At 69.6% G+C, this 22,680-nt stretch carries 17 protein-coding genes and 1 pseudogene; 10 read left to right on the top strand and 8 right to left on the bottom strand.

Going from position 1 to position 22,680, the window contains the following annotated elements:
- From ACFYX3_RS29010 to ACFYX3_RS29000, 3 genes are read left to right on the top strand one after another with little or no spacing between them, the layout of a single operon-like run.
- Positions 1 to 1,476 carry a cytochrome ubiquinol oxidase subunit I gene (locus ACFYX3_RS29010; RefSeq protein ID WP_389019302.1) on the top strand — a complete coding sequence of 492 codons (1,476 nt, stop codon included), beginning with the start codon at positions 1 to 3 and terminating at the stop codon, positions 1,474 to 1,476.
- Positions 1,473 to 2,531 carry a cytochrome d ubiquinol oxidase subunit II gene (locus ACFYX3_RS29005; protein WP_389019299.1) on the top strand — a complete coding sequence of 353 codons (1,059 nt, stop codon included), beginning with the start codon at positions 1,473 to 1,475 and terminating at the stop codon, positions 2,529 to 2,531. The genes ACFYX3_RS29010 and ACFYX3_RS29005 overlap by 4 nt, the downstream gene beginning before the upstream one ends.
- Before the next feature lie 45 nt (positions 2,532 to 2,576).
- The gene (locus ACFYX3_RS29000; RefSeq protein ID WP_389019296.1) at positions 2,577 to 4,352 is read left to right on the top strand and encodes a cation:proton antiporter; all 1,776 of its coding nucleotides are present in this window, start codon (positions 2,577 to 2,579) and stop codon (positions 4,350 to 4,352) included.
- Between the two features lie 24 nt (positions 4,353 to 4,376).
- On the opposite strand, the gene ACFYX3_RS28995 is transcribed toward ACFYX3_RS29000, so the two are convergent.
- Entirely contained in the window at positions 4,377 to 6,224 is a 1,848-nt protein-coding gene (locus ACFYX3_RS28995; RefSeq protein ID WP_389019293.1) for a glycoside hydrolase family 15 protein, read from the bottom strand.
- Positions 6,225 to 6,486: 262 nt separating this feature from the next.
- Between ACFYX3_RS28995 and ACFYX3_RS28990 the strand changes: the two genes are divergently transcribed.
- From ACFYX3_RS28990 to ACFYX3_RS28980, 3 genes are all read left to right on the top strand, one after another.
- A complete protein-coding gene (locus ACFYX3_RS28990; protein ID WP_389019290.1) occupies positions 6,487 to 7,773 on the top strand; it encodes a DUF2254 domain-containing protein in 1,287 nt (428 codons plus the stop codon).
- Between the two features lie 241 nt (positions 7,774 to 8,014).
- Positions 8,015 to 9,346, top strand: coding sequence for a DUF1254 domain-containing protein (locus ACFYX3_RS28985; protein WP_389019287.1), 1,332 nt, complete (start codon positions 8,015 to 8,017; stop codon positions 9,344 to 9,346).
- 374 nt (positions 9,347 to 9,720) lie between these two features.
- Positions 9,721 to 11,088 carry a pyridoxal phosphate-dependent decarboxylase family protein gene (locus tag ACFYX3_RS28980; RefSeq protein ID WP_389019284.1) on the top strand — a complete coding sequence of 456 codons (1,368 nt, stop codon included), beginning with the start codon at positions 9,721 to 9,723 and terminating at the stop codon, positions 11,086 to 11,088.
- 247 nt (positions 11,089 to 11,335) lie between these two features.
- On the opposite strand, the gene ACFYX3_RS28975 is transcribed toward ACFYX3_RS28980, so the two are convergent.
- Positions 11,336 to 11,812 carry a DUF2165 domain-containing protein gene (locus ACFYX3_RS28975; protein WP_389019750.1) on the bottom strand — a complete coding sequence of 159 codons (477 nt, stop codon included), beginning with the start codon at positions 11,810 to 11,812 and terminating at the stop codon, positions 11,336 to 11,338.
- Positions 11,813 to 13,056: 1,244 nt separating this feature from the next.
- Here ACFYX3_RS28975 and ACFYX3_RS28970 point away from each other — a divergent pair.
- Genes ACFYX3_RS28970 through ACFYX3_RS28960 form a run of 3 tightly spaced genes read left to right on the top strand, consistent with a single transcriptional unit; the run spans position 13,057 to position 13,937 of the window.
- Positions 13,057 to 13,263 carry a hypothetical protein gene (locus tag ACFYX3_RS28970; RefSeq protein ID WP_389019281.1) on the top strand — a complete coding sequence of 69 codons (207 nt, stop codon included), beginning with the start codon at positions 13,057 to 13,059 and terminating at the stop codon, positions 13,261 to 13,263.
- Positions 13,242 to 13,598, top strand: a complete 357-nt coding sequence (locus tag ACFYX3_RS28965) for a hypothetical protein (protein ID WP_389019278.1) — start codon at positions 13,242 to 13,244, stop codon at positions 13,596 to 13,598. The genes ACFYX3_RS28970 and ACFYX3_RS28965 overlap by 22 nt, the downstream gene beginning before the upstream one ends.
- Positions 13,599 to 13,610: 12 nt before the next feature.
- Positions 13,611 to 13,937 carry a cytochrome P450 gene (locus tag ACFYX3_RS28960; RefSeq protein ID WP_389019746.1) on the top strand — a complete coding sequence of 109 codons (327 nt, stop codon included), beginning with the start codon at positions 13,611 to 13,613 and terminating at the stop codon, positions 13,935 to 13,937.
- Between the two features lie 20 nt (positions 13,938 to 13,957).
- On the opposite strand, the gene ACFYX3_RS28955 is transcribed toward ACFYX3_RS28960, so the two are convergent.
- The 3 genes from ACFYX3_RS28955 to ACFYX3_RS28945 form a co-directional block, all read right to left on the bottom strand.
- Positions 13,958 to 15,022: a polyprenyl synthetase family protein gene (locus ACFYX3_RS28955; RefSeq protein ID WP_389019743.1), complete on the bottom strand. Its 1,065-nt coding sequence runs from the start codon at positions 15,020 to 15,022 to the stop codon at positions 13,958 to 13,960.
- A gap of 83 nt (positions 15,023 to 15,105) precedes the next feature.
- A complete protein-coding gene (locus ACFYX3_RS28950; protein WP_389019274.1) occupies positions 15,106 to 16,257 on the bottom strand; it encodes a tetratricopeptide repeat protein in 1,152 nt (383 codons plus the stop codon).
- A gap of 864 nt (positions 16,258 to 17,121) precedes the next feature.
- The gene (locus tag ACFYX3_RS28945) at positions 17,122 to 17,517 is read right to left on the bottom strand and encodes a cupin domain-containing protein (RefSeq protein ID WP_389019271.1); all 396 of its coding nucleotides are present in this window, start codon (positions 17,515 to 17,517) and stop codon (positions 17,122 to 17,124) included.
- Between the two features lie 52 nt (positions 17,518 to 17,569).
- Here ACFYX3_RS28945 and ACFYX3_RS28940 point away from each other — a divergent pair.
- Positions 17,570 to 18,563 (top strand): annotated as a pseudogene (locus ACFYX3_RS28940) (helix-turn-helix domain-containing protein).
- Between the two features lie 335 nt (positions 18,564 to 18,898).
- Here the strand turns inward: ACFYX3_RS28940 and ACFYX3_RS28935 are convergent.
- From ACFYX3_RS28935 to ACFYX3_RS28925, 3 genes are all read right to left on the bottom strand, one after another.
- Positions 18,899 to 19,885 (bottom strand): hypothetical protein, encoded by a 987-nt coding sequence (locus tag ACFYX3_RS28935; protein WP_389019268.1) that lies wholly within the window; start codon positions 19,883 to 19,885, stop codon positions 18,899 to 18,901.
- 44 nt (positions 19,886 to 19,929) lie between these two features.
- Entirely contained in the window at positions 19,930 to 20,445 is a 516-nt protein-coding gene (locus tag ACFYX3_RS28930; RefSeq protein WP_389019265.1) for a hypothetical protein, read from the bottom strand.
- A 62-nt stretch (positions 20,446 to 20,507) separates the two neighbouring features.
- Positions 20,508 to 21,659, bottom strand: a complete 1,152-nt coding sequence (locus ACFYX3_RS28925; RefSeq protein ID WP_389019262.1) for a peptidoglycan recognition protein — start codon at positions 21,657 to 21,659, stop codon at positions 20,508 to 20,510.
- Between the last annotated feature and the right edge of the window lie 1,021 nt (positions 21,660 to 22,680).

Raw genomic sequence — 22,680 nt, 5'->3', positions numbered from 1 at the left:
ATGTCCACCTCGTTCCACCTGCTGGCGGATGCCCCGGCCCAACTTCTGCCGGCCCGGGAACTCATGGCCTTCACCCTGGCGTCCCACATCATCCTGGTACCCCTGGGCGTGGCCTTCCCCTTCATCACCCTGGTCATGCACTACCGCGGACTGCGCCGCAAGGACGCCACGGCACTGCTCCTGGCACGGCGCTGGTCGGCCGTCATGGCGGTGCAGTTCGCGCTCGGCATCGTCACCGGCACCGTGCTCTCCTTCGAGTTCGGCCTGCTCTGGCCCGGCCTGATGGGCAGGTGGGGTGATGTCTTCGGCATCGGATTCGGCGTCGAGGCCTGGGCGTTCTTCCTGGAGGCGGTGCTCATCGCCATCTATCTGTACGGGTGGCGGCGGCTGAAGCCCCGGACGCACTTCCTGCTCGGGCTGCCGCTCCCGGCCGCCGCGCTGCTCGGAGCGTTCGGCATCCTGGCCGCCAACTCCTGGATGAACACGCCGCAGGGCTTCTCCCTCGACTCCGCGGGCAACCCGGTCGACGTGAACGTCTGGAAGGCGATCTTCACGCCGATGTTCGGGCCGCAGTACTGGCACTTCGTCGTGGGGATGATTCTCACCGCGGGCTTCGTGGTGGCCGGTGTCTACGCCGTGGGCTGGCTGCGCGGCCGCCGGGACCACTACCACCGGCTCGGTTTCGCCGTTCCATTCACGATCGCCGCGGTGGCCACGCCGGTGCAGTTCGTCCTGGGCGACTCCATCGCCCGGTCGGTGTTCCACAAGCAGCCGGTGAAGTTCGCAGCGATGGAGATCGTCTGGGAGACCGACACCCGGGTGCCGGAGTACATCTTCGGGCGCCTGCACGAGGACGGGTCCGTCTCGGGAGGCATCAAGATCCCGCTGCTCGACTCGTTCCTGGCCGGATTCAGCCCGAACACCAAGGTGGTGGGACTCACCTCCGTCCCGGCGGACCAGCGGCCGACGGCCACTCAGGCGACCATCGCCCACTGGGCCTTCGACATCATGGTCCTGATCGGGTCCGCACTGGTACTGCTCGCCCTCTGGTATGGCCTGGTCTGGCTGCGGCACCGTCGGCTTCCCGCCTCGAAGTGGTTCTACGGCCCGGCTGCCTGTGCGGGCGTCGCCTCCGTCGTGGCCGTCGAATCGGGTTGGATCGCCACCGAGGTGGGCCGTCAGCCCTGGATCGTCTACCAGAACATGCGGGTCGCCGAGGCCGTGACCTCCACCCACTCCACGACCCTGTGGATCATGCTCGGCGTGGTGATGTCGGTGTACGTGTTCCTGTTCGGCTCGTTCCTCGTCATCCTGCTCAAGATGCGCACGCGCTGGCGACTCGCCGACGAGGAACGGGCTGCCGGCGGGCCACCCCACACGCCGGAGGCGGACACCCCCTACGGGCCGCGGGCCCCCGTCCCCGCGGGTGACGGCTCCGCCGGCGGCGGAGCCCGGGCAGAGGACGGCCGTCCGTGACCGCCGACCTCATCGCCGTGGTACTGCTCCTCGCTGTGGCTGCGTACGCCTGCGCGGGCGGCACGGACTACGGGGCAGGCTTCTGGGATCTGACAGCGGGAGGAACGGAACGCGGCCGACGGCCCCGGTGGCTCATCGACCACGCCATGGCGCCCGTATGGGAGGTCAACAACGTCTGGCTGATCTTCGTTCTCGTCATCATGTGGACCGGCTTCCCCGTCCTGTTCCAGACCGTGTTCTCCGCGATGTGGCTCCCCCTGGCGCTGGCCGCCGTGGGCCTGGTGCTGCGCGGCGCCGGTTTCGCGTTCCGCAAGCCGTCCCGGCGGCTCGCGGGGCGGCGGCTGTACGGTGCCGTGTTCGCCGTGGCCTCGGTCGTCACGCCGTTCTTCCTCGGTGCCGCCGTCGGCGGGGTCGCGTCGGGACGGGTGGCCCCCGGTACCACGGCCTCGGTGGACGCCTGGTCCAACCCCACCTCCCTCATGTTCGGGCTGATCGCCATCGCGACCACGGCTCTCCTCGGCGCGGTCTTCCTCACGGGGGACGCCCGCCGCTTCGATGCGCCCGATCTGGTCGGCTACTTCCGGTGGCGGGCGCTGGGCAGTCTCGCCGCACTCACCGTCCTGGCAGTGATCACCGGCTTCGTCACCCATGAGGACTCCCCCTACGTCTGGCACGGGCTCACCCACGGCCTGGGGCTGCTCTTCGTCGTCGTGGCCGGGGTGGCCGCGCTCGCGACGGTCTGGCTGCTCCTGCGGACGCCGGGCACGTGGGTGCGCGTCACGGCGGTCGGCGTCGTCGCGTCCGCCGTCATCGCCTGGGGCATGGCGCAGCGCCCCTATCTCGTCCCCACCTCGCTGACCGTTGCCGACGCCGCCGGCGCACCCGCCACCCTGACGTGGCTGGCGATCGTCACCCTGGTGGCCCTGGTGCTCGTCGTGCCGGCCGTCGTCTTCCTCTACTGGCTGGACACCCACAAAGAACTGGAAGAGCTCACCGACGCCGAGCTGCGAAGAGGAAGCGGCACGGACGGTGAGGACGCGGCACCAAGCGGCTGACCACCCGGTCCCCCTCGCGCCTGGAATCCGAAGAAGGAAGCCGCTGTGACCGAAGACGAGATCCTTCTCGGACTCGCCCTGACGGTGGTGCTCGCCACCGGCTCGCAGATCCTGGCGAGCAAGCTGCGCGTCCCGGCCCTGATCATCCTGCTACCGGCCGGGTTCGCCGCCGGCGCGATCACGGACGTCGTCAATCCGGACGAGTTGCTGGGGCCGGCCTTCTCCGACCTGGTGTCGCTGTCCGTCGCGGTGATCCTCTACGACGCCGGCCTGGGGCTCGACCTGCGCAAGCTCACCGGCCGCACCCGGGGGATCGTGGGACGGCTGCTCCTGTACGGCGTGCTGCTGACGTTCTTCGTCATCGCGGCGGTGGCACCGGCGATGTTCGACATGCCTCTGCGCGTGGCCGCGATGCTCGGCGTGATCCTCGTCGTCTCGGGTCCCACCGTGGTGGGTCCCCTGCTCGACTTCGTTCGGCCGACCGACAAGGTGCGACGCATCCTGATCTGGGAGGGGACGCTGACCGACCCGATCGGCGGCATCCTCGGCGCGCTCACCTTCCACGCCATCGCCACGACGCACCAGGTCGACATCGGCCGGGGATACCAGCTGGGTCAGTTCAGCCTCAGCATGGCCGTGGGGCTGGTCGGCGGGATCGTGGGAACCGCGCTGCTGTGGTTCACTCTGCGGACCCTTCGACTCGGCGAGACCCTCGGTACGCTGGCTCAACTCGCCACCGTGATCGCTGTATCTGCGGGCTGTGACATCGTGCGGGACGACACGGGGCTCATCGCCGCGATCGTCACGGGCCTGGCCGTCGCCAACATCCGCGGCTTCGACATGCCGGCTCGGCGTCCCTTCTTCGAGACCCTGGTCCAGCTGATCATCGGGCTGCTCTTCGTCTCCATCTCCTCCACCGTCACGCCGGCATCCCTGGTGCCGGTGCTCCTTCCCGCGCTCGCCCTCATCGCGATCCTCGTCCTGGTGGTGCGGCCGCTCGTGGCCTTCGTCGCGACGGCGCGCTCGGGCCTGGGCCGAGGGGAGCGGGCCTTCATCGGGTGGATGGACCCGCGCGGCATCGTCGCGGCGGCCACGGCATCGACCTTCTCCGCCAGCTTGGTCCAGCGGGGGGAGAGCGGGGCCGCGAAGATCCTTCCCGTCACGTTCCTGGTGATCGTGGGAACCGTCCTGCTCTACTCACTGACGGCCGCACCCATGGCCAGACGCCTGGGCGTCGTCAAACCGGCGGGCACGCGCATCCTCCTGGTGGGCGGGGAGGCGTGGGTGGTCGACCTGGGAAGGGCCTTGCGGTCCGCGGGACTCGACGTGTTGATGTGGGCGGGGCTCGACGAGGAACGGGAACGGATCAAGGAGGCGGGGCTCGACCTGGCCAAGGGCGATCTGCTGGCCACGGCCATCAACCCCGGGGCGCGGCTCGAGGGAGTGACGGCCGTGTTCCTGGCCACCGACGACGACGACTTCAACGCGCTCGCCTCGGTCGTGATGCAGGACAACGTCGAGGGGCCCGTCTACCGGGTCGGCCCCCCGCACGACAGCCACGGAGTGGTGGCTCCCTACACCGGCGGCGACATCCTCTTCGGCCGTTCCCTCGTCCGTCACGTCCTGGCGGAGCGGTACGAGCAGGGCGCCCGGTTCGTGGTGCAGCCGGCCTCCGCCCCGCTGCCGGCGGAGCAGGACCCTCTCTTCGTGGTACGGGCCGACCAGCGGCTGGACCCGGTCACCGAGAGGCAGGAGACCGTCCTGCAGGAGGGCGACACGGTCGTTCTCCTCGGTTCCGTCCCGACGGCCGACGGGCAGTGAACCCCGCAAGCCCGCCGCGTGCGTCTACCTCCCGCCCCCGCGTGCTCCCCTGAGCTTCGCGTCCAGGGTGATGGCCGCGTCGATCAGGGCCAGGTGCGTGAAGGCCTGGGGGAAGTTGCCCAGCTGTTGCCCCGTCAGGGCGATCTCCTCGGAGTACAGACCCAGGTGGTTGGCGTAGGTGAGCATCTTCTCCAGCACCAGCCGGGCCATGTCGGTGTGTCCGGCCCGCGCCAGGGCGTCGACGTACATGAACGTGCACAGGGAGAAGGTGCCCTCTGAGCCGCGCAGTCCGTCGGGTGACGCCTCGGGATTGTAGCGGTAGACCAGGCTGTCACTGACCAGCTCACGGTCCATCGCCTCAAGGGTGGTCTTCCACTTCGGATCGTCCGGCGTGATGAAGCCGACCGTCGGCATGCGCAGCAACGACGAGTCGAGCACGTCGTCGCCGTAATGCTGCACGAAGGCCTGCTTCTCGGGGTCCCATCCCCGGCTGAGGACCTGCGCGTAGATCTCGTCGCGCGCGTCCACCCAGCGGCCGCCGGCCGCGGGACGGCCGTCGTCGTAGGCGATCCGCAGGGCGCGGTCGAAGGCGACCCAGGACATCACGCGGCCGTAGGTGAAGTCCTTCCGGCCGCCGCGGGTCTCCCACAGCCCTTCTCCGGGCTGGTCCCAGTTGTCGACCAACCAGTCGAGCAGCGTGTGCAGCGCGGTCCAGCCCCCGGTGTCGAGATGCATGCCGTGCTGGTGCGCGAAGTAGATGCTGTCGAGCGCCTCGCCGTAGATGTCCAGTTGCAGCTGGCTCGCGGCTCCGTTGCCGATGCGGACCGGCGCGGAACCGCGGTACCCCTCCCAGTGGTCCAGGGTCTCCTCGACCAGGTCGGAGGTGCCGTCGACGCGGTACATGATGTTCAGTGGCCCGGTGCCGTTCCCCTCGCCGGCCTTCTCCTTGACCCGGTCGTGCAGCCAGCCGATGAACGCGGACGCCTCTTCCTTGAAGCCCAGTCCCAGCAAGGCGTACACCGAGAACGACGCGTCACGGATCCAGGTGAACCGGTAGTCCCAGTTGCGCTCTCCCCCCAGTTGCTCCGGCAGACCCGTCGTCGGTGCGGCGACCAGGGCACCCGTCGGTGCGTAGGTCATGAGCTTCAGCGCCACGGCCGAACGTTCCACCGCCTCCCGCCAACGACCCGAGTAGGTGGACTGACCGAGCCACGAGCGCCAGAAGCCGACCGTCTCGTCGAAGAGCTGCTCGAACTCCGCCAAGCGGACCTCGTGCGGCGGCCCGGCGGGGGACGACTCCATGACGATGCCGCGCTGCTGCCCCGCCTGCAGGGTCAGACTGAAGCGGAGGTCCTCGTCACCCGAGAGGCTGGTCAGCAGCCGGTCGTCCTGCGGCTCACGGACGGCGTGGACCGCGAGGTCCAGGTCCTCCGAGGTGAACAGGGCTCCGTGCTCCGTGATGTGCAGCTTGTGCGGCTTGCGCCCGTAGTCGAAGCGCGGAGCGATCTCGCCTTCGAAGGTCATGCTGCCCCGCACGCAGCGCAGCATGCGGACCAGACGGTGCCGGTCGGTCGCCGTCGTGCCGGTCACCGGCATGAAGTCGACCACCTCGCCCGCCCCGGCCTCGGTCATGAAACGCGTCACCAGAACCGCGGTGTCCGGGTGGTAGAGCTGCTTGGTGGTGTACGCGTCCGCCGCCGGCCTGACGGTGAAGTGGCCTCCCTTCCGCCGGTCGAGCAGAGCGCCGAAGACGCTGGCCGAATCGAAGCGCGGACAGCAGAACCAGTCGATCGTCGCATCGGTGGTCACGAGGGCAGCGGTCTGCAGATCACCGATCAGGCCGTGGTTCTCGATCAGGGGGTAGTCGTCCATCTTGAGCCCCTTTCGGCCCCGTCAGACAACGATCGGGCACCGCTACGAAGCGCCCGAGGTGCTCCAGGCACCATTCGGCCAGCTTAGGCCGACGGTGTCGTCCCGTCCTGGCGAGCGAGTAGCACCGGGCGATGACGGGAGCTCCACCGCTGCGCCGCTCCGAGAAGGGCTCTACCGTGAGGTTGCGGCGCTCCCGCTGAGGGAGCCCGCGGTCTCGTGTGCCTCATGAGCACCGGACTCCTCCGGGTGAAGGAGACGTGACGTGGGTGTCCTGACGTCCTGGGCAGCCAGATTCAGGCTGCGGCAATACGTCAAGGCAAGCCTGTGGATCGTGCCGATGTTCGGTATCTTGCTCGGTGTCCTTCTCGCTGAGCTCGCGGTCACCGCCGACAGCGCGGACTGGCTGCCCAGCAGCTGGCACTACTCCGCGACGACGGCGAGCGGTGTGCTCTCCGCCATCGTGGGGGCGATGGTGGCGTTGCTCGGATTCGTCGTCACCATCGGCGTCCTCGTCGTGCAACAGGCGACGGGAACCCTCTCCCCTCGGTATATGCGCCTGTGGTACCGGGACCGGCTGCAGAAAGCGGTGCTGGCGACCTTCACCGGGACGTTCGCGTTCTCGTTCTCCTTGCTGCGCAGCGTCGAGACCGACACCGTCCCCGACCTCGGGGTCACCCTGGCCGGCGTGGCGGTGGCCGTCAGCCTCGTACTCCTGCTCATCTACCTCAACAGGTTCACCCACAGCCTCAGACCGGTGGCCGTCGCCGAACTGGTCACCCGCATGGGAGAGGCCGTCTTCACGAGCGGGGCCGCGGCGGTCCGGGACGCGGCACCGCGCGGAGACGGAACCGTGTCGCCCGACGGTCCGGTGATGCACATTCGTACCGGACGCGGTGGAGCCATCCAGGCGTTCAACACGGCCGCGCTGGTCGCGGAGGCGGCGCGCCACGACTGCGTCTTCGTCGCGACCCGGCTGATCGGCGACTTCGTACCGCCCGGCACTGTCCTCATCGAGGTCCACGGGGGCACGTCACGACCGGACCCGGACCGGGTGACCGGTCTCGTCGCCCTCGGGGCCGAGCGCACCATCGATCAGGACCCCGCATTCGCCCTGAGGGTCCTCGTCGACATCGCCATCAGGGCCCTCTCCCCCGCGGTGAACGACCCTACGACCGCGGTGCAGGTGATCAATTACATCGAGTCCTTCCTGCACACGGTCGGCAGCACACGCCTCCCCGGTCGCTATGTGCTGGCCGATCGCCACGAGCACGCCCGGCTCGTACTCCCGGGGCGTGACTGGGAGAACTTCCTTCAGCTCGCCGTGTGCGAGATCCGCGAGTACGGAAGGTCGTCCGTGCAGGTCTGCCGTCGGCTCCACGCCATGCTCGACGGCCTGCTCGACGCCCTGCCGCCGTCGCAGCACGCCGCTGTACGAGCGGAGATCAGCCTGCTGCGGGGGGAGATCGACCGGGAGTTCACCGACCCGACCCGCCGGGCCATCGCGCAGCAGCCCGACCACCAGGGCATCGGCGGGAAGTACCCCTCGTAGTGGGCCCCCACACGTCCGTCCGTACCCGACCCCGCGCAGCAAGGGCGTCGGCCGCCCTCTCGCGCGAGGTGAAGGCCGTCAGCGGCCTCCTGCGCCTGGGCGGAGGGGCGACACCGCTCGTCGCCGGTCAGATCCGACGTCTGCCGTCTGCGTCGCCCGTTCGGCGGACCCGCCGCGCAGGAGGCAGTGGGCGCTCGTAGCGTCGGGCCGACGGAGTTCGCAGAGCACCTGGGAGAAGCCGATGGCAGACGAGTCGCTTGAGGAACTGGCCACGGAGGCGTGGATCTACGGGTACCCGCTGGTCACGGCGGCCATGACCAAGGGTTCCATGACGGCGGTTCCGGCCCGCGACGACGCGCGTCGGAAAGCCCCGATCAACCAGTTCTGCTACATGCGGGCCACCCCGGACGCCTCCTTCACCGAGGTCGTCTCGCCGAACGCCGACACCCTGTACTCCAGTGCCTGGCTCGATCTGTCCGAGCAGCCTCTGGTGCTGACCCTGCCCGAGTTCGGCGACCGATTCTGGATGGTCCCGATCCTGGACGCCTGGTCCGATGTCTGCGCCGTCGTCGGCCGACGCGAGAACGGCCCGTCCGCGGGCCCGTTCTTGATCGCCGGGCCGTCGTGGTCGGGAGCGACCCCGTCCGGCCTGACCCTGTTGAAGTCGCCCACCACCGTGAACTGGATCATCGCCCGGTACGCGACGAGCGGCCCGTCGGATTTCCCCGCCGTCAACCGGCTCCAGGACGACACACGGCTGATCCCGCTGTCGGAGTGGACCGGAGAACCCGCCGACTACACCCCTCCCACCGACGTGCCTGTTCCCGCCGGCGCCGACACCACGACGCCGCCCGTCGACAAGGTCCACGCTCTCAGCGGGCGCGAGTACTTCACTCTCCTCAACCGGATGATGGTGGACAACCCGCCCGACCCCGCCGATGCCCCGTTCCTGGGTCGCTTCGCCAAACTCGGCATCGCGCCCGGCGCGAGCCTGGACGATCTGTCCTCGGAGGAGCTCGCCACCCTGGACGCGGGTGCGCGACGCGGCCCGGAGGCCCTGCGCGATCTGCTCGCCCGAGCGGAGTCCGCGAACTCGGGTGGGTGGACCGTGCACCGAGGCCTGGGTGACTACGGAACCGACTACGCCAAGCGCGCGGTCATCACCCGGTTCGGGTACGGAGCCAACCTCGACGCCGACGCCCTGTACCCGCACGCCACCACCGACGCCGACGGCCGGCCCCTCGACGGTGCCCACACCTATGTGCTGCACTTCGAAGCCGGCGACACCCCGCCCGTCGACGGCTTCTGGTCCCTCACGATGATGAACGAGCGTCAGCTCTTCGCCGACAACGCGCTGAACCGCTACGCGATCGGCGACCGCAGCGGCATGCGGACCAACCCCGACGGCTCCCTGGACATCCACGTCCAGCACGACAGTCCCGGAACCGACCGCGAGAACAACTGGCTACCCGCCCCCGCAGGCAGCTTCAACGTCTTCCTGCGCCTGTACTGGCCCAAGCAGCCCGCCCTCACCGGCGACTGGACCCCGCCGCCCTTGCGGCGCACCAGCTGAATCCAGGCCCTGGTCCGCCTCCTCGTCGCGCCACGGCACCTCTGGCCCCTGTCGGGCGCGTACGAGAGGGCTCCGTGACGCCCGCGAACCCCACACGTCCCGCCCTCGGTCCCCTCAGGCCCGAGGGCGGACGCCGCCGCGTCTCTCCGCCGAGCGGCGCGTACGGGGACCGTCGCGCCGAGGAGCCGTGCGAGCGCAAGACTTCCAGGGGATCGACGCAATCCGCGGTGAACACCCGGTAGGTCCCCGCTCCTCAGGCTGCTCGTCAGTTCCACGGCAGGCGGAACGCATCCGGACCCTCCCTCCGGATCTTGCGAGGGACCCCGTCCGCGGTCGGCTTGCGGGGCGGCGGCGACGGTCGCATAGTCCGAAGTATGGACGCGCGTGAGGCGGCGCTCCGACAGGCGTACGAGCATGCTGTCCGGTGGCTGGCGAGCCTGGCCGACCGCCGGATTCCCGCCCGCGCTTCGGTCGACGCAATCGTGAGCGCGCTCGGTGCCGAACTGCCTGCCGGCCCCAGCACGCCCGCCGACGTCGTCGACCTGCTGGCCACGGCCTGTGAGCCGGGGCTCACCGCGTTCCCCAGCGGCCGCTTCTACGGGTTCGTGGTGGGCGGCACCGAGCCGGCCGCGCTGGCTGCTGACTGGCTGGTCAGCGCCTGGGACCAGAATTGTGTGATGCGCACCGTCTCGCCCGCGTACGCGGCGGCGGAGGAGATCGCCGGCGCCTGGTTGCTCGATCTGCTCGACCTGCCGAGGGACAGCTCCGTGGGCTTCACCACGGGTGCGACGATGGCGAACTTCACGTGCCTCGCCGCCGGGCGGGACACGGTGCTGCGGCGCACCGGCTGGAACGTCGCCCGCGACGGCCTCACGGGTGGCCCGCCCGTGCGTGTCATCGCCGGCGAGTCCCGGCACATGGCCATCGACCTGGCCTTGCGCTACCTCGGGCTCGGTCGGCCCGACCTGGTGGCGGCGGACAATCAAGGACGCATCGAGCCCGAGGCCCTGCACAGGACACTGACGGCCGGCGGAGAGAGCCCCACGATCGTGATCCTGCAGGCCGGCGACATCCATTCCGGCGCCTTCGATCCTTTCGCCGCGAGCATCCGTGCGGCGCGCGAGGCAGACGCCTGGGTCCATGTCGACGGCGCGTTCGGACTGTGGGCAGCCGCCTCGCCGCGCTGCGCCCACCTGACGGCCGGCTGTGCGGACGCGGACTCCTGGGCGACGGACGCCCACAAGACGTTGAACGTCCCCTACGACTGCGGACTCGCGATCGTGCGCGACGCGTCCGCGGTCCGGGCGGCGATGGGCCAGCGTGGCGACTACCTCATCCAGCACGAGCACGGCGACCCCATCGACAAGGTGCCCGAACTCTCGCGGCGTGGCAGAGCGTTCACCGTGTGGGCCGCCCTCAGGTCCCTCGGCCGATCAGGCGTCTCCGACCTCGTCGAGCGGCTGTGTCGCCACGCCTCCGCGTTCGCTGCCGGCATCGCCGAGATCGACGGCGCGACCGTTCTCAACGAGGTCGCGTTCACGCAGGTCTGCGCCGAGTTCGGCAGCGACGGACGCACCGACCGGGTGCTCGCCCGGCTGCTCGACGACGGCACGGCGTGGATCAGCGGCTCCACCTGGCACGGCAGACGCGTCATGCGGATCTCGGTGAGCAACTGGTCGACCACCGACGACGATGTGGCGCGCACGCTCGACGCGATCCGGCGTGCGGCCGCCGGGGCCTGACGACAGTCGAACCGCCGGTCGGGCGCCCCTGCACCCGAGCGCGGAGCGTGAACGGCGTCCGAACGCATGACCGACTGCGGGACTCGCTGAAGTCGTCCGGACAAGGCAGACCTCTACCAGAACCCCGTTCAAGGCGGTCGCGGATGCGCCGTGGGAAGACCGCCCTCCTTGCTGAACGCGCTTCCACCGCCACGACCCTCGTCGCCGGGAACGGGCAGACCGCGGACACCGTACGGCGCAAGGCGCGTCAGGTCCGGTCGGCATCCGCCGGGCGAACACGGGGCAGGTGCACCACGAGGAGCGTGAAGGCGGCCAGCGCACTGTTGCGGGCCGCGGCGTCCAGACCGTTCCAGTCGGACGACTGCCACATGGCGAACCACTCGCCGCCGATCGCGAGGAAGCCCACCCCGAAGAGCAGCAGCACCATCACCAGGCCCACCGTGCTTGCCGCGCGGGCGCGGTCGTACGCGTCGCGGCGCAGCCCCGTGATCCAGAACCAGGTGGCGGCGAGGAGAACCACCGCGGCCAGTGCCTCCCAGACGATGACGGCAACGTAGGCGGCGTTCTGGAGGGCGGGGGATTCGATCGCACGCCACATCAGGTCGGGGTCCTTGAACGTGGTGTCCATGCTCAGGACGTGCTGGACGAACTGCTGGTTGGTCCCGAAGTCCATGATGTTCCCAAAGGCGACCAGGGCCGTGTAGAGCGCGACGGTCGCCGTCATCGCGGTCGCCGCGACGGGCGGCGCGCCCAGCCGGAGAAGCCAGTTCCGCTCGTTGGCCGGACCCGCTCCCGGGGAACGGGCGCCGGAGTTGGTGCGGGTCGGCCGATGGGCCTGTGCCATGGATGTGTCCTCCCTCTTCGTCCCGCGCACGCTTGGCCCGCGGGTCGTGCCGTCAACTCTGCACTCCGACTCAACGGGAAGCGCCAACGAGGTGGAACGACCCTCCGGCTGGGAAGAGGCGGAGGCATTCGATCAGGCTGGGAGAGTGCGGCCTGGTCGTGTGTCGCGTGCGGGGCGAAGTCCGCTGCCGAACTGGAGGGTCATTCGTGCTGGTCAGGAGGATGCCCCGCCCGTACCACCAGCAGACGAAGAAGCTGCTGGTCAGCTACTCACCGAAGAAGCCCGGGTTCTTCTGAGCCTCTTCGCGAGGCTCGGGACGGCGCGGCATCTCATCGCCTGCGTCGGCTTCTCCGCGCCTCCGCTCCTGACGGTTGACGGAAGAGCCTTGCCTGCCCAGTCGCGGGCCAGGAGTCGTTTCGCGGTCGCATCGAGGAGCAGGACGAGGCGGCCGCGAAGGCCGCCCTCGGCCCTCCGGGACGGGTTGCTGCAGCGTCGTCGAGGCGAACCGTTCTCATCCGGCCCGAGCGAATCGATGCTCCCTCCATGGAGGGCCTGCACATCGGTCTCAGCCTCAGCCGGGACTCGGCACGACCTCGGTCGCGCCATTCGTGTTCCCAGAGCCCACAGCTCATCAGGACGAGGTGTGGAGACGTCGGCGCGCAGGGCGATCGTTCAGCTTGATCGGGCGGGCGCTCGGGCACCGATGCACCACGTCCGCCAGTGAGCCTGATCCACCACGAGATGGAGAGTGACGTGTCTTCGCATCGCTGTCGTGTCGGCCTCCAGTTCCGCGTTGCGGAAGGCGGGGGCTGCCGCCGGAACCGCGACGACGGCCTCCGGCCGGCCGAAGGGCCTGTTGACCCCACAAGGCCGGCACCAGCGCGAGCAGCGTAACGGACAACACCTCAGCGAGCGGGGTGTGCAGGTCAGGCTCTTCCGTACGAAGACCGATGTGCGGCTTGCGAACCTGACAGACCCTGTGCCAGGCGTCTCCGGCTCATCGGACGGGCATCGCCGGTCCGATGGCGGGGGGGCACGGGCAGCTGCCAGGTCGAACGCGCGCCGGTCCACCATGACGCCGCCACGGGCTGTGGCTCGTCAGCCGGTATGGGGACGTCCGCCGGATGCTGCTCGATCCGGCCGGCTTCCGACCCGACAACGCTCAACAAGCGGTCACTCTCCTGGGCGTTCCGGTGCTGCGGCCCCTCGCCCCGGCCGCCTCCAGGCTGCGCCCCGCACTCGCCGACAACGCGTCCGAGAACCACGCGGGCCTGCGGCGCGTCGTCATGCGCTTCTTCGACGCCCGCGGATGGCGGCAGTGGTGCCGGTGATCGAGCGGATCGCCGACGGGCTCCTCGACACGGTACGGGCAGAGCTCGACGCGACGGGCGAGAACGACCTCTTCTCCGGGTTCGCGCACACGCTGATGGAACTCGTGAACGACCCGATGGCGTCGACGGACAGCTTCGTCCGGGCGCCGGCCCGCCACCGCCTGCCCGACGGGTCCCTGCTCGACCCGAAGACGGTGGTCGGCGCCGTCTTCTTCGTCTTCGTTGCCGGGCATGCCACGACCGGCCGGCCCATCTCCACCGTCCTGCGCCGTGCGCTCGCCGAGCCCGGGGTGTGGCCGCGCACCACCCGTGACGAGGGCTTCGCCGGGGCGTGAGTCGAGGAAGCGCTGCGGCGCGAGCCACCCGTCGCCTCGTGGTGCCGGGTCACCGCACGCCCGCTGGAGCTGGGCGGCGGTGTGGAACTCCCCGCCGGTGCCGAGCTGCTGCTGATACTCATGGGCAGCGGCTCGGACCCGGCCGTCTTCGACTCCCCTGGGCAGATGGTTCCCGGCCGCGCGAACATCCGCCACCACCTCGCCCTCGGCGTGGGGCGCCACCGCTGCCCGGGCGCGGCCCCGGCGCGTACGGAGGCGGCGGTGGCGCCCACTCTCGGTCCGCTGTCCTTCCGCGCTCCGCTGCGGGCCCCCGTCGTCGAGCCGTCACCGACGGGGTGATCACCAAGGCGGAACGGTGATCACCTGGTCCGGTCGAGCACGTACGTGAACAGCCTGTCCAATTGCTTTACGGCGGTGTGCGCGAGGGACACGTCGCGCAGCGCGCGGCGGGCGGTGTCCAGGTGCCGGCGCGCTTCGTCGCGGGTCGCGGTCCGCCCGCCCAGCTCCTCCACGAGTGCCGCGACGTGTGCGGCGGCCTCGTGGTCGAGCAGCTGGGGAGGGTCGAGCAGCGCCGCCAGTTCGTACGCGGCCCTGCCTCCACCTGCCAGTGCGGCGAGCATCGGGTAGGTCTTCTTGCCCCTGCGCAGGTCGGCGTAGACGGGTTTGCCGGTCACGGCGGGGTCGCCCCAGATGCCGAGGATGTCGTCCACCGCCTGGAAGGCGAGGCCGAGATGGCGGCCCGCCCGTTCGAGCGTGGTCACGGTCCGGTCGGGGGCGCCGCCGAGGACCGCGCCGAGCGCAACGGCGCAGCCCAGCAGGGCGCCTGTCTTGTGTTCGGCCATCGACCGGTACTGGTCCAGTCCGACTGCGCCGGGGCCGTACCACGGACGGTGTTCAAAGCGCAGGTCCTGCGCCTGGCCGGACACCAGCGCGTTCAGGGTCCGGCAGAAGCAGCGGACCGCGGACGCCGCGTGCCGGCCCGGGGCCTCGGCCAGGGTGGTCACGGCCTGGGCGAGAAGCGCGTCGCCGGCGAGAACGGCCGGGCCGGTCCCGTATGCCTTCCACGCCGCAGGCCGCTGCCGGCGCAGGGCGTCGCCGTCCATGATGTCGTCGTGGAGGAGCGAGAAGGTGTGCACGAGTTCGACGGCCACGGCGCCGGGAACGGCCTCCGCGCCATCAGCCCCGACCGCCTCCGCCCCGAGCACGGCGAACGCCTGGCGCACTCCCTTGCCCTCGGATCCGCCGGAATCCGGAGTACCGGCCATGTCGGACCAACCCAGCGCGTACGCCGCCATCTCACCGGTCCACGGATGGAGGCTGCCCACCGCCTCCACCAGCGCAGGCCGGACGAGTTCACGACAACGCTCCAGGACACGGGCCGGCGCTGCGTCGTGATCGACGTCGTGATCAATCTCGCGATCAATGTCGTGATCACGAGAGGAACGCACCGTGGCCACGACTGCAGCGCCCGGCGAGCACACAGACGAGAACGGTGTCGGGACGGTGCTCACCGCAGGCCCTCCACATCGGCGGCCTGAAGCGCCTCGGCCCCGACCGCCGGCAGCACGGGCCTCGCGGAGCCCTGCTCGTGGCCGCCGTGGTCCGGCAGCGGCCCGACCCCCAGTTCGGCCGCTGCCTTGTCCACCATGTCCCGGGCATGCCGCAGCCCGATACGGTCCAGCGTCGAGCGCAGTTCGGCCAGGTCCGCGGCAGTGTGCGCGGCGTCGCGGCCCAGATGGGCGGAGGCCTTGACCAGCCCCAGTCGCGACAGCGCCGTCCCGCGCGGCTCGTCCATCTCCTGGAACTCCTCAAGGGCCAGCGCGTACATCTCACGGGCCTGCTCGTATCGGCCCGCCCGGTACAGCACGTTGCCGCGCATCTTGTGGTTGTAGGCGAGCGCGCTGGACAGCCGCATCTCCCGGCAGGCCTCCTCCGCCTGGGACAGCAGCGACAGGGCGCGCTCCACGTCGGCGTCGCGCACGGACACCACGTCCGCGATGCCGCGCAGCGCCCATGCCCACCCGCGCCGGTCCTCGGCTCGGGACGCCGTGTCGGCCGCCTCCTCGAACAGGGCCAGGGCCTCGTCGTATTCGCCGGTGTTGCGGTGCATCTGCGCGATGCCCTCCAGCGCCCACACCGTATGCCGGGCCTCGCCTCGGCGGCGGGCCTCGGCAAGCAGCTGCTCGTGCAGCCTCCTCACCGCCGCGTAATCGCCCTGGATGCGCCCGGTCTCGGCGAGCCCCGCCAGCGAGTAGCCGCGCACGACGACGTCACCGCCCCGCTCGCCCGTCTCGGCGGCCAGCCTCAGCAACCGGTACGCCAGCCTGAACGCACCCCGCTGTCGGGCCAGCGTGCCGCCGCTCCACAGAGCCCACGCCATGGCCCCCTCGTGACCGGCCGAACGCGCCGCTCGGTAGCTCGCCTTCCACGCCCGGTCGGCCTCCTCTATGCGCCCGAGCCTGCGGCAGGCCTCCGCCACGGCCAGCCCGCAGCGCGCCTCCTCCCGCCGGTCCCCGGCCCGTTCCGCCGTCCGCAGCTCCTCCATGCCCCGGGCCAGCACCTCGGGCAGTGAGGCGTTCACCGACAACGATTCGAGAGCACCCTGGTACTCCGGCGCCGATGCCTTCGCCCGCCTCGTCTTACGCACCTGACCTGCCATCACACCCCTCCTCGTGTCGACTCGACGATCAAGTCGACACGAGAACCAAGACGGCGACCGCGGGCCGGGGTTCCCTCTCGGTCGAGAAGTCCGCCTCCATACGGACGCGGGATCGTCCTCAAGTGCTACGCGGCTGTCGACGACTCGTCAGCGAGATGTACGCCGGATCTCCCGGACCGACAGGTCCGGTCAGCGCGGGGTGAGGCTCGAACGGCGGACGACCGGTTCCTGCCGGAGCACCACCTGGTCGTGGCGGTGGTCGTCCGCCTGGTCGCCGGTCTCCTCCAGGAGCGGCTCGGCCGCTCACGTGCCCAGGGTGACGGCCGCCCGCGACCGGCAGATCGCGAACCCTGCAGCAGGGAGGGGGTGCGCTTGCCTCGAAAGTCCCCGTTCATCCCACCGGTGTCCCACTCTGACCAGCTCTTCCGGCCCAGTCACGGACCAAGACTCCGGCTCACCCCGCAGGCGCCTCACCCCGGCTGACGCGGTCCCGCTCTTCCATGGACTGCTCGATGAGGCGGTTGGTCTGCTCCCGGACACCGTCCAGAAACTTGGCGTAATGGCGGAAGAGAACTTCGATGCTCTGGCCGACGCGGCGGGAACATTCGGCCGGGTCCACACCGGAGTACAGCCGCGTAGAGGCCGGCCTGGTTCCGGAACAGCCGGCCATCCGGTGTCACACCGAGACCCATGCGGCTGAAGCGCGTCGCCGGATGAGGGCCGCGCCCGGCTGCTGAGCAACTGCCTCGAGAAGCCGGGCAACCTGCGCCGGGTCGGGAAGGTCAGCCGGGTCGACAGCCGCTGACGGAACCACCCTGTGATGTGCTGGTGCCACGGGATGGGGCATGCCCGAATCCTGTCGGCTCAGACGTTGAGTGGATGTCCGGTCGTGGAGTCCACGTGGTCCGGGACCTCCTCGTGGCGGTCGCCTACGGTCAGTGTCCCGGCGGGCTCGAACATGAGGAGTGCGGCGCCGGACGGAGCGTACGGCTTGTGTTCCGTGCCTCGGGGGACGGTGAAGACCGCACCCTTCGGGAGCAGGACCGTGCGTTCGCCGTCGGGCTCGCGCAAGGAGATGTGCAGCTCTCCGTCAAGCACCAGGAAGAACTCGTCGGTGTCGTCGTGGACGTGCCAGATGTGTTCGCCCTCGACCTTGGCGATGCGGACGTCGTAGTCGTTGACGCGCGTGACGATGCGGGGGCTCCACAGGGCGTCGAAGGAGACCAGAGCCTTGCCGAGCGGGATGGGTTCGTTACTCATGGGCTCATCCTGAGCCGTATCGCATCGTCGGCGCGAGTGCCAGGAATTGCATGTGGCGAAAGAATCCTCGCACGCAGTACACCCGGCGGGCGTACACCGGGTCGTCGTGATCGTGGACGAGAACTCGAACCCCTTCGAGCTCGGCTGCGCGACCGAGGTCTTCGGCCTGCGCAGACCGGAGATCGGTCGTGATCTCCACGACTTCAGGCTCTGCTCCCCCGCGCCCCGCACCCTGACGCGAGACGGATTCTTCACGCTCACGGGAGTCGCCGGCTTGGAAGCGGCCGACGCGGCGGACACCCTGATCGTCCCCAACCGGCCGGACACCGAGGTACCCCACCGTCCCGCCGTGCTCGATGCCGTCAGACGGGCGCACGCACGCGGCACGCGCCTGATCGGCTTCTGCAGCGGCGCCTTCACACTGGCCGAGGCCGGAGTCCTCGACGGTCGCCGGGCCACTGCGCACTGGCAGTGGGCGGATTCCTTCCGTGCCCGCTTCCCCTCTGTCCACCTCGAATCAGACGTACTGTTCGTGGACGACGGCGACATCCTCACCGCCGCGGGAAGCGCGGCCGCGCTCGACCTCGGGCTGCATGTGGTCCGCCGCGACCACGGTGCTGATGTCGCCAACTCTGTGAGCCGGCGTCTGGTCTTCGCCGCGCACCGGGACGGCGGGCAACGGCAGTTCGTGGAGCGCCCCATGCCCGACCTGCCGGACGAGTCCTTGGCGCCGGTCCTTGGCCTGGGCCCAGGAGCGATTGGGCTCCCCCCTCACGGTCTCCGACCTTGCGGCACGTGCGGCGGTCAGTGCGGCGACGCTGCATCGCCGCTTCCGGGCACAGCTGGGAACGACACCGTTGACATGGCTCACAGGGGAACGACTCGCCCTGGCCTGCCGGTTGATCGAGCGAGGTGAGTACCGCTTTGAGGTGGTCGCACGGCGTAGCGGGCTTGGCACCGCTGCCAACTTGCGCGCGCCGATGCGCCGCGAGACCGGCATCACCCCGTCGGCTTACAAGAAGCGCTTCGGGCCAAGAACGGACTGACGGCGGGGCACCCCCGTCCAACGCAGCACAGGAGCATGCCTCGTCCTCGACTGTCGCCCATCCGCGTCGCCGAGGCCGTGAGCGAGGTGGCAGATGCTGCGGGCGCGGGTTCGGCCGAGCAGAACGGCCGGTGCGGTCGGAGGGGCGGTCGTGTCGGTGTGCTGGATGGGTGACGGGGCCTGTGCCCGCGCCGCACGAGGCTCCCGTGCCGTTGAGAGAGGTGTTCGACGTCTCAACCCATCAGCGCGGGAGCCTCGTTGATTCCATGTCCTGCCGCACTCGATCCGTCTCACGCTCTGGTCGAATGGCGCCCAGGACACGCCCCGCGCCCGGTATCAGCCGGCCAGCTCCGCGTCGGCTGCAGCCACTGCGTTGCTGTTGCGCGTACGGGTACCGTTCAGCTTGTCCTGGTGCTCGGCGATCTGCGCCTTCTGGATCTTCGACTCCTCGGCGAACCACACCGCGACCAGATCCGTCTTTTCCTTGCAGTCGATCTCCGCCATGGCGACGGCGATCTCCTCCTTCGACGCGGGCCCGCCTTCCGCGTGCGGCACGATCTCCGCCGCCTCGAACGGGGTGGCGGCCGTGTAGCCTTCGGTCTTCATGCACTGCGACCAGCTGGCCAGGGCCTGCTTCACGGCCGGGGCCTGCATGGACTCGGTGAAGCTGTTTCCGTTCAGCTCGGAGACGAACGTCAGGTCTTCGGGCGTGGGCTGCGTCAGCTTGCCCTTCGCCCACCCGAAACAACCACCCTTGTGGATCTTCTTGCCCTTGTAGGACTCGGGGGCGGGTTCGGCTGCCCGGGCCGCACCGGGCGTGTTCGGCATGGTGGGCTTGGAGTGACCGGTCAGCACCTGAACCTGTTCGTCGGTCAGCTCTGGCATCTTCTGCCGCACCTGGTGGGTCAGCGCCTCGGGCAGCCCGTACCCGTACTGGGCAGCAGCCTGCCGGTCGGTGAGCCCGTATCTGCGCTCCATGTTGGCGTCGTTGTCGTTCGGCGGCGGAGTCGTACCGGCCAGCGGCAGCTCGATGGAGAAGCCGTAATCGGCCATGCACTTCTCCTGGAGATTCCGCGACGCCTGGTCCAGGGCCACGGTGTCCTGGTAGGTCTGCATGTACGTCTCCAGCGGCAGGGACAAGCCCTTGGCCAGACCCCGCTCCGGAGTCGCCTTGGGCCAGTTCGCCTTGTCCACCATCGGCTTGTTCTCCGCCACCGGCGTGGTGCCGGCATCGGTCGCGGTCCCCGCGCCGCATCCGGTGAGCAGGGCGGTCGCCGCCGCCATGGTCGCGGCGGCGAGGCCCGCGCGCTTGTTCCAGGTCATGAGTGATGTTCCGATCTACGAGAACGATAGCAAGGGGCGGTGGCTCAGGCGAAGTGCTGCGACGCGTTCTCGTTCTTGAGCGCCGAGATCAGGTTGGTGAGATTGCAGTCGCCCCAGGGCTCGTTGTGGGCGAAGTACTGCGAGGTGCCGCCGTAACCCGAGTTGTAGTACACGCGGTAGTTGTCGGCGTAGGAGCAGTTCTGCACCGAGGCCGCATTGTTCTTCACGTACTGCCACGCCCCGTTGCCGTTCCCGTTGAACACATAGCGGTACGTCGTCAGGGTCGACCCCTGGTACTGGCTCGTTCCCCAATAATCGGAGACGTTCCCGTAGAAGGCAGCCCAGCTGGTGACGTAGCGGCCATCCTTGATGGCGTACTCCTTGGAGTTGTACAGCAGCCAGAGGTCGCCTTCGGAACAGGTGATCCACGGAACATCGCAGTTGCTGGTGACCGTGTATTCGGCGGCGTGAGCCGGTGTGGCGGTGACCAGCAGCCCGATGCCGGCAGCGAGAGCGGCGAAGGCGGCGGATATCTTGGATCGAGCTGAGGTGTTCTTCATGTTGTGCATTTCCTTCCCCAATGACGGGCAAGCCTTTTCCGTGCGGTCGTTTCCGGGCGAGGTCAGCCCGTCTGCGCCGCCGAGGCGAGTGTGCGGATGACGGGCAGGTCGGCATACAGGTTGTTGCCGGGGCACTCGGTCGGGTAGCCGTCGCGGTGGCCCGAGATCCGGTTCAGGGTGACCTTCTGGCCCTTGGTGTACTTGCCGTTGTCGGCGGCCGCGGCGAGGACGACGGTGCCGGCGGCGTCGTAGCCGTACAGACCGAGCTTCCAGGCGGCGACCCCGGCCACCGCGTCGAGCACGGGCTGCGAGGAGATCGCGTCGTTGTAGTTGCCGAGGACGGCAACGCCGGTGGTGTCCGTGTTGAAGCCATAGGTCTGCGCGCCGAGGACCGGCTTGTCGATGCCGCCCGCGCGACCCTCGAAGACGGTGCCGCACTTGTCGACGAGGAACTGGTAGCCGATGTCGTTCCAGCCCTGGCTCTGCACGTGGTACAGGAAGATCGCGCGGATGATGTCCGGGGACTGGTCGCAGGTGTAGTCGTTGGTGCCGGCAGTGTGGTGGGCGAACACCACCTTGGTGTCGGTGGTGTACGTCGGCGGGTCCTTCACCAGCGACTCGTCGGCATTCCAGCCGGAACGCGGGATGACAGCGGGCTGCGGAGCCGTGCTCGCCGTGGCCGTGGCCGTCGTCGTAGCGGTTGTGGCGGCGTACGACGTGGCGGAGGCCGCGACCGTCTCTGGGTCCACCAGCTCCACCCGCAGCCCGGCGGGCAGCTTCGAAAGCTTTCCGTGCTGCCCGGTCACCCGGACCTGGACACCGTCGGACGGCCCGGTCCACAGCGGCTGGGTTCCGGCACGCACCCTGCCGGTTTCGGTGGTGGTCCCAACCTCGGGCGTACGCATGTCGAGTTCGAGCTCACGCCAGCCGGACCAGACACCGGTGACGCTGTCGCGGGTACGGACCTGCGCCGTTCCGCCGAGTTCGGCGCGCGGGTCGGCCCAGGTGACGCCGAGCATGCTGAACGGCGCGGTGCTCCGAGCGGAGAGCGCGCGCTGGGCGGGGTCGGAACCGTGCAGCGCGATGCTCCGCACTCCGGCCGGAATCTGCGCCGCCGGCGCCACCGGGGAGGTGAGACCGAGGGTCGCAAGGGTGACGGCGGTGGCCGCCACGACCCTGGCCGTACGACGGAAACGGAAGAGGTGCGGGGTCACTGGGCTCCTTCAGGGGCTGTGGATGCTTCGGGGGGTGGGGAGTTCACTGCTGCACGTGGTCCGGCCGAAGGCCCCGATGGCGATGGGGAAGCGCCGAGAGGAACGCTCACGGTCTTCCTCCACGGCAGGACGACGTCTGCCTTGCCTCCGCCGGTCCCGCGGTAGGAGATGGCGCCGCGCCCTCGCCGAGCACGTCGTAGGCCACCTCTTGGGTGAGCGTCGTCGCCCGCTTGCCCGACGGCTTGTCATCGGAGTCGATGACTCCATAGGCGAGGAACGCGCCGCACGGGAGCAGCAAGACCGGGGCGACGGCGATTCCACCGCGGTCGAACGGCGGCCGTCCAGGCACCGGGAACCCTTATGACATCCGGGGTTTCGGAGTCATCTGGTCCTGCTGGTCTTACCGGCTGTTCGGTCGTCGACATGGCCGCACTCTCTGTCGATGGAAATTCACCTGGGTTATACATCATCGGATTCAACGAATGCCAGGCAGCGGAAAAGTCGGACATGGCTACCCTGATCACCATCGCCCTGTCAGGGAAATGCCCTATATGTCTAAACGGTTGACGAGTCATCAACTCCGTGTTGGAGAATCCCCCCGCCACGATCACCCACCTCTGGCGAGGCCATTCTTCCGCGAACGGAAGGTGGCCTGGTTTGGCATGCCTTGAGGCGTTCCGGTCGAGGTCAGATCCACCGTGACCGGCGACGGAGTACCCGCGCCGGCGCGTCGGTGCGCCCAATTCGCCAAGCGCGGGAGGGGCGCCTATGAAGGGAATGGTGTGAAAGTTAGATACGGGCGGGCGATAGCCTGCCTCGTGGTTTCGGCGGTCGCCGGAACCGCGCTGCCACAAGTCGCTTATGCGGCACCGGTTTCGAATGATAGCGGCGAGGGTATCTTCGATGCCTTCGCCGGCTGGGTCTCGGAGGACGAGGGTCGGTCGGGTGGGCCCGGGGCGCCGTCGGGCGACGGGACTTCGGTGGTGCCGAGCCGGGAGAAGCTCCCGAAGGGCAAGGCGGC

Source organism: Streptomyces sp. NPDC002463 (genome assembly GCF_042889835.1).
GTDB lineage: Bacteria > Actinomycetota > Actinomycetes > Streptomycetales > Streptomycetaceae > Streptomyces > Streptomyces nymphaeiformis.
This window is presented reverse-complemented; position numbering and strand designations above follow the sequence as displayed.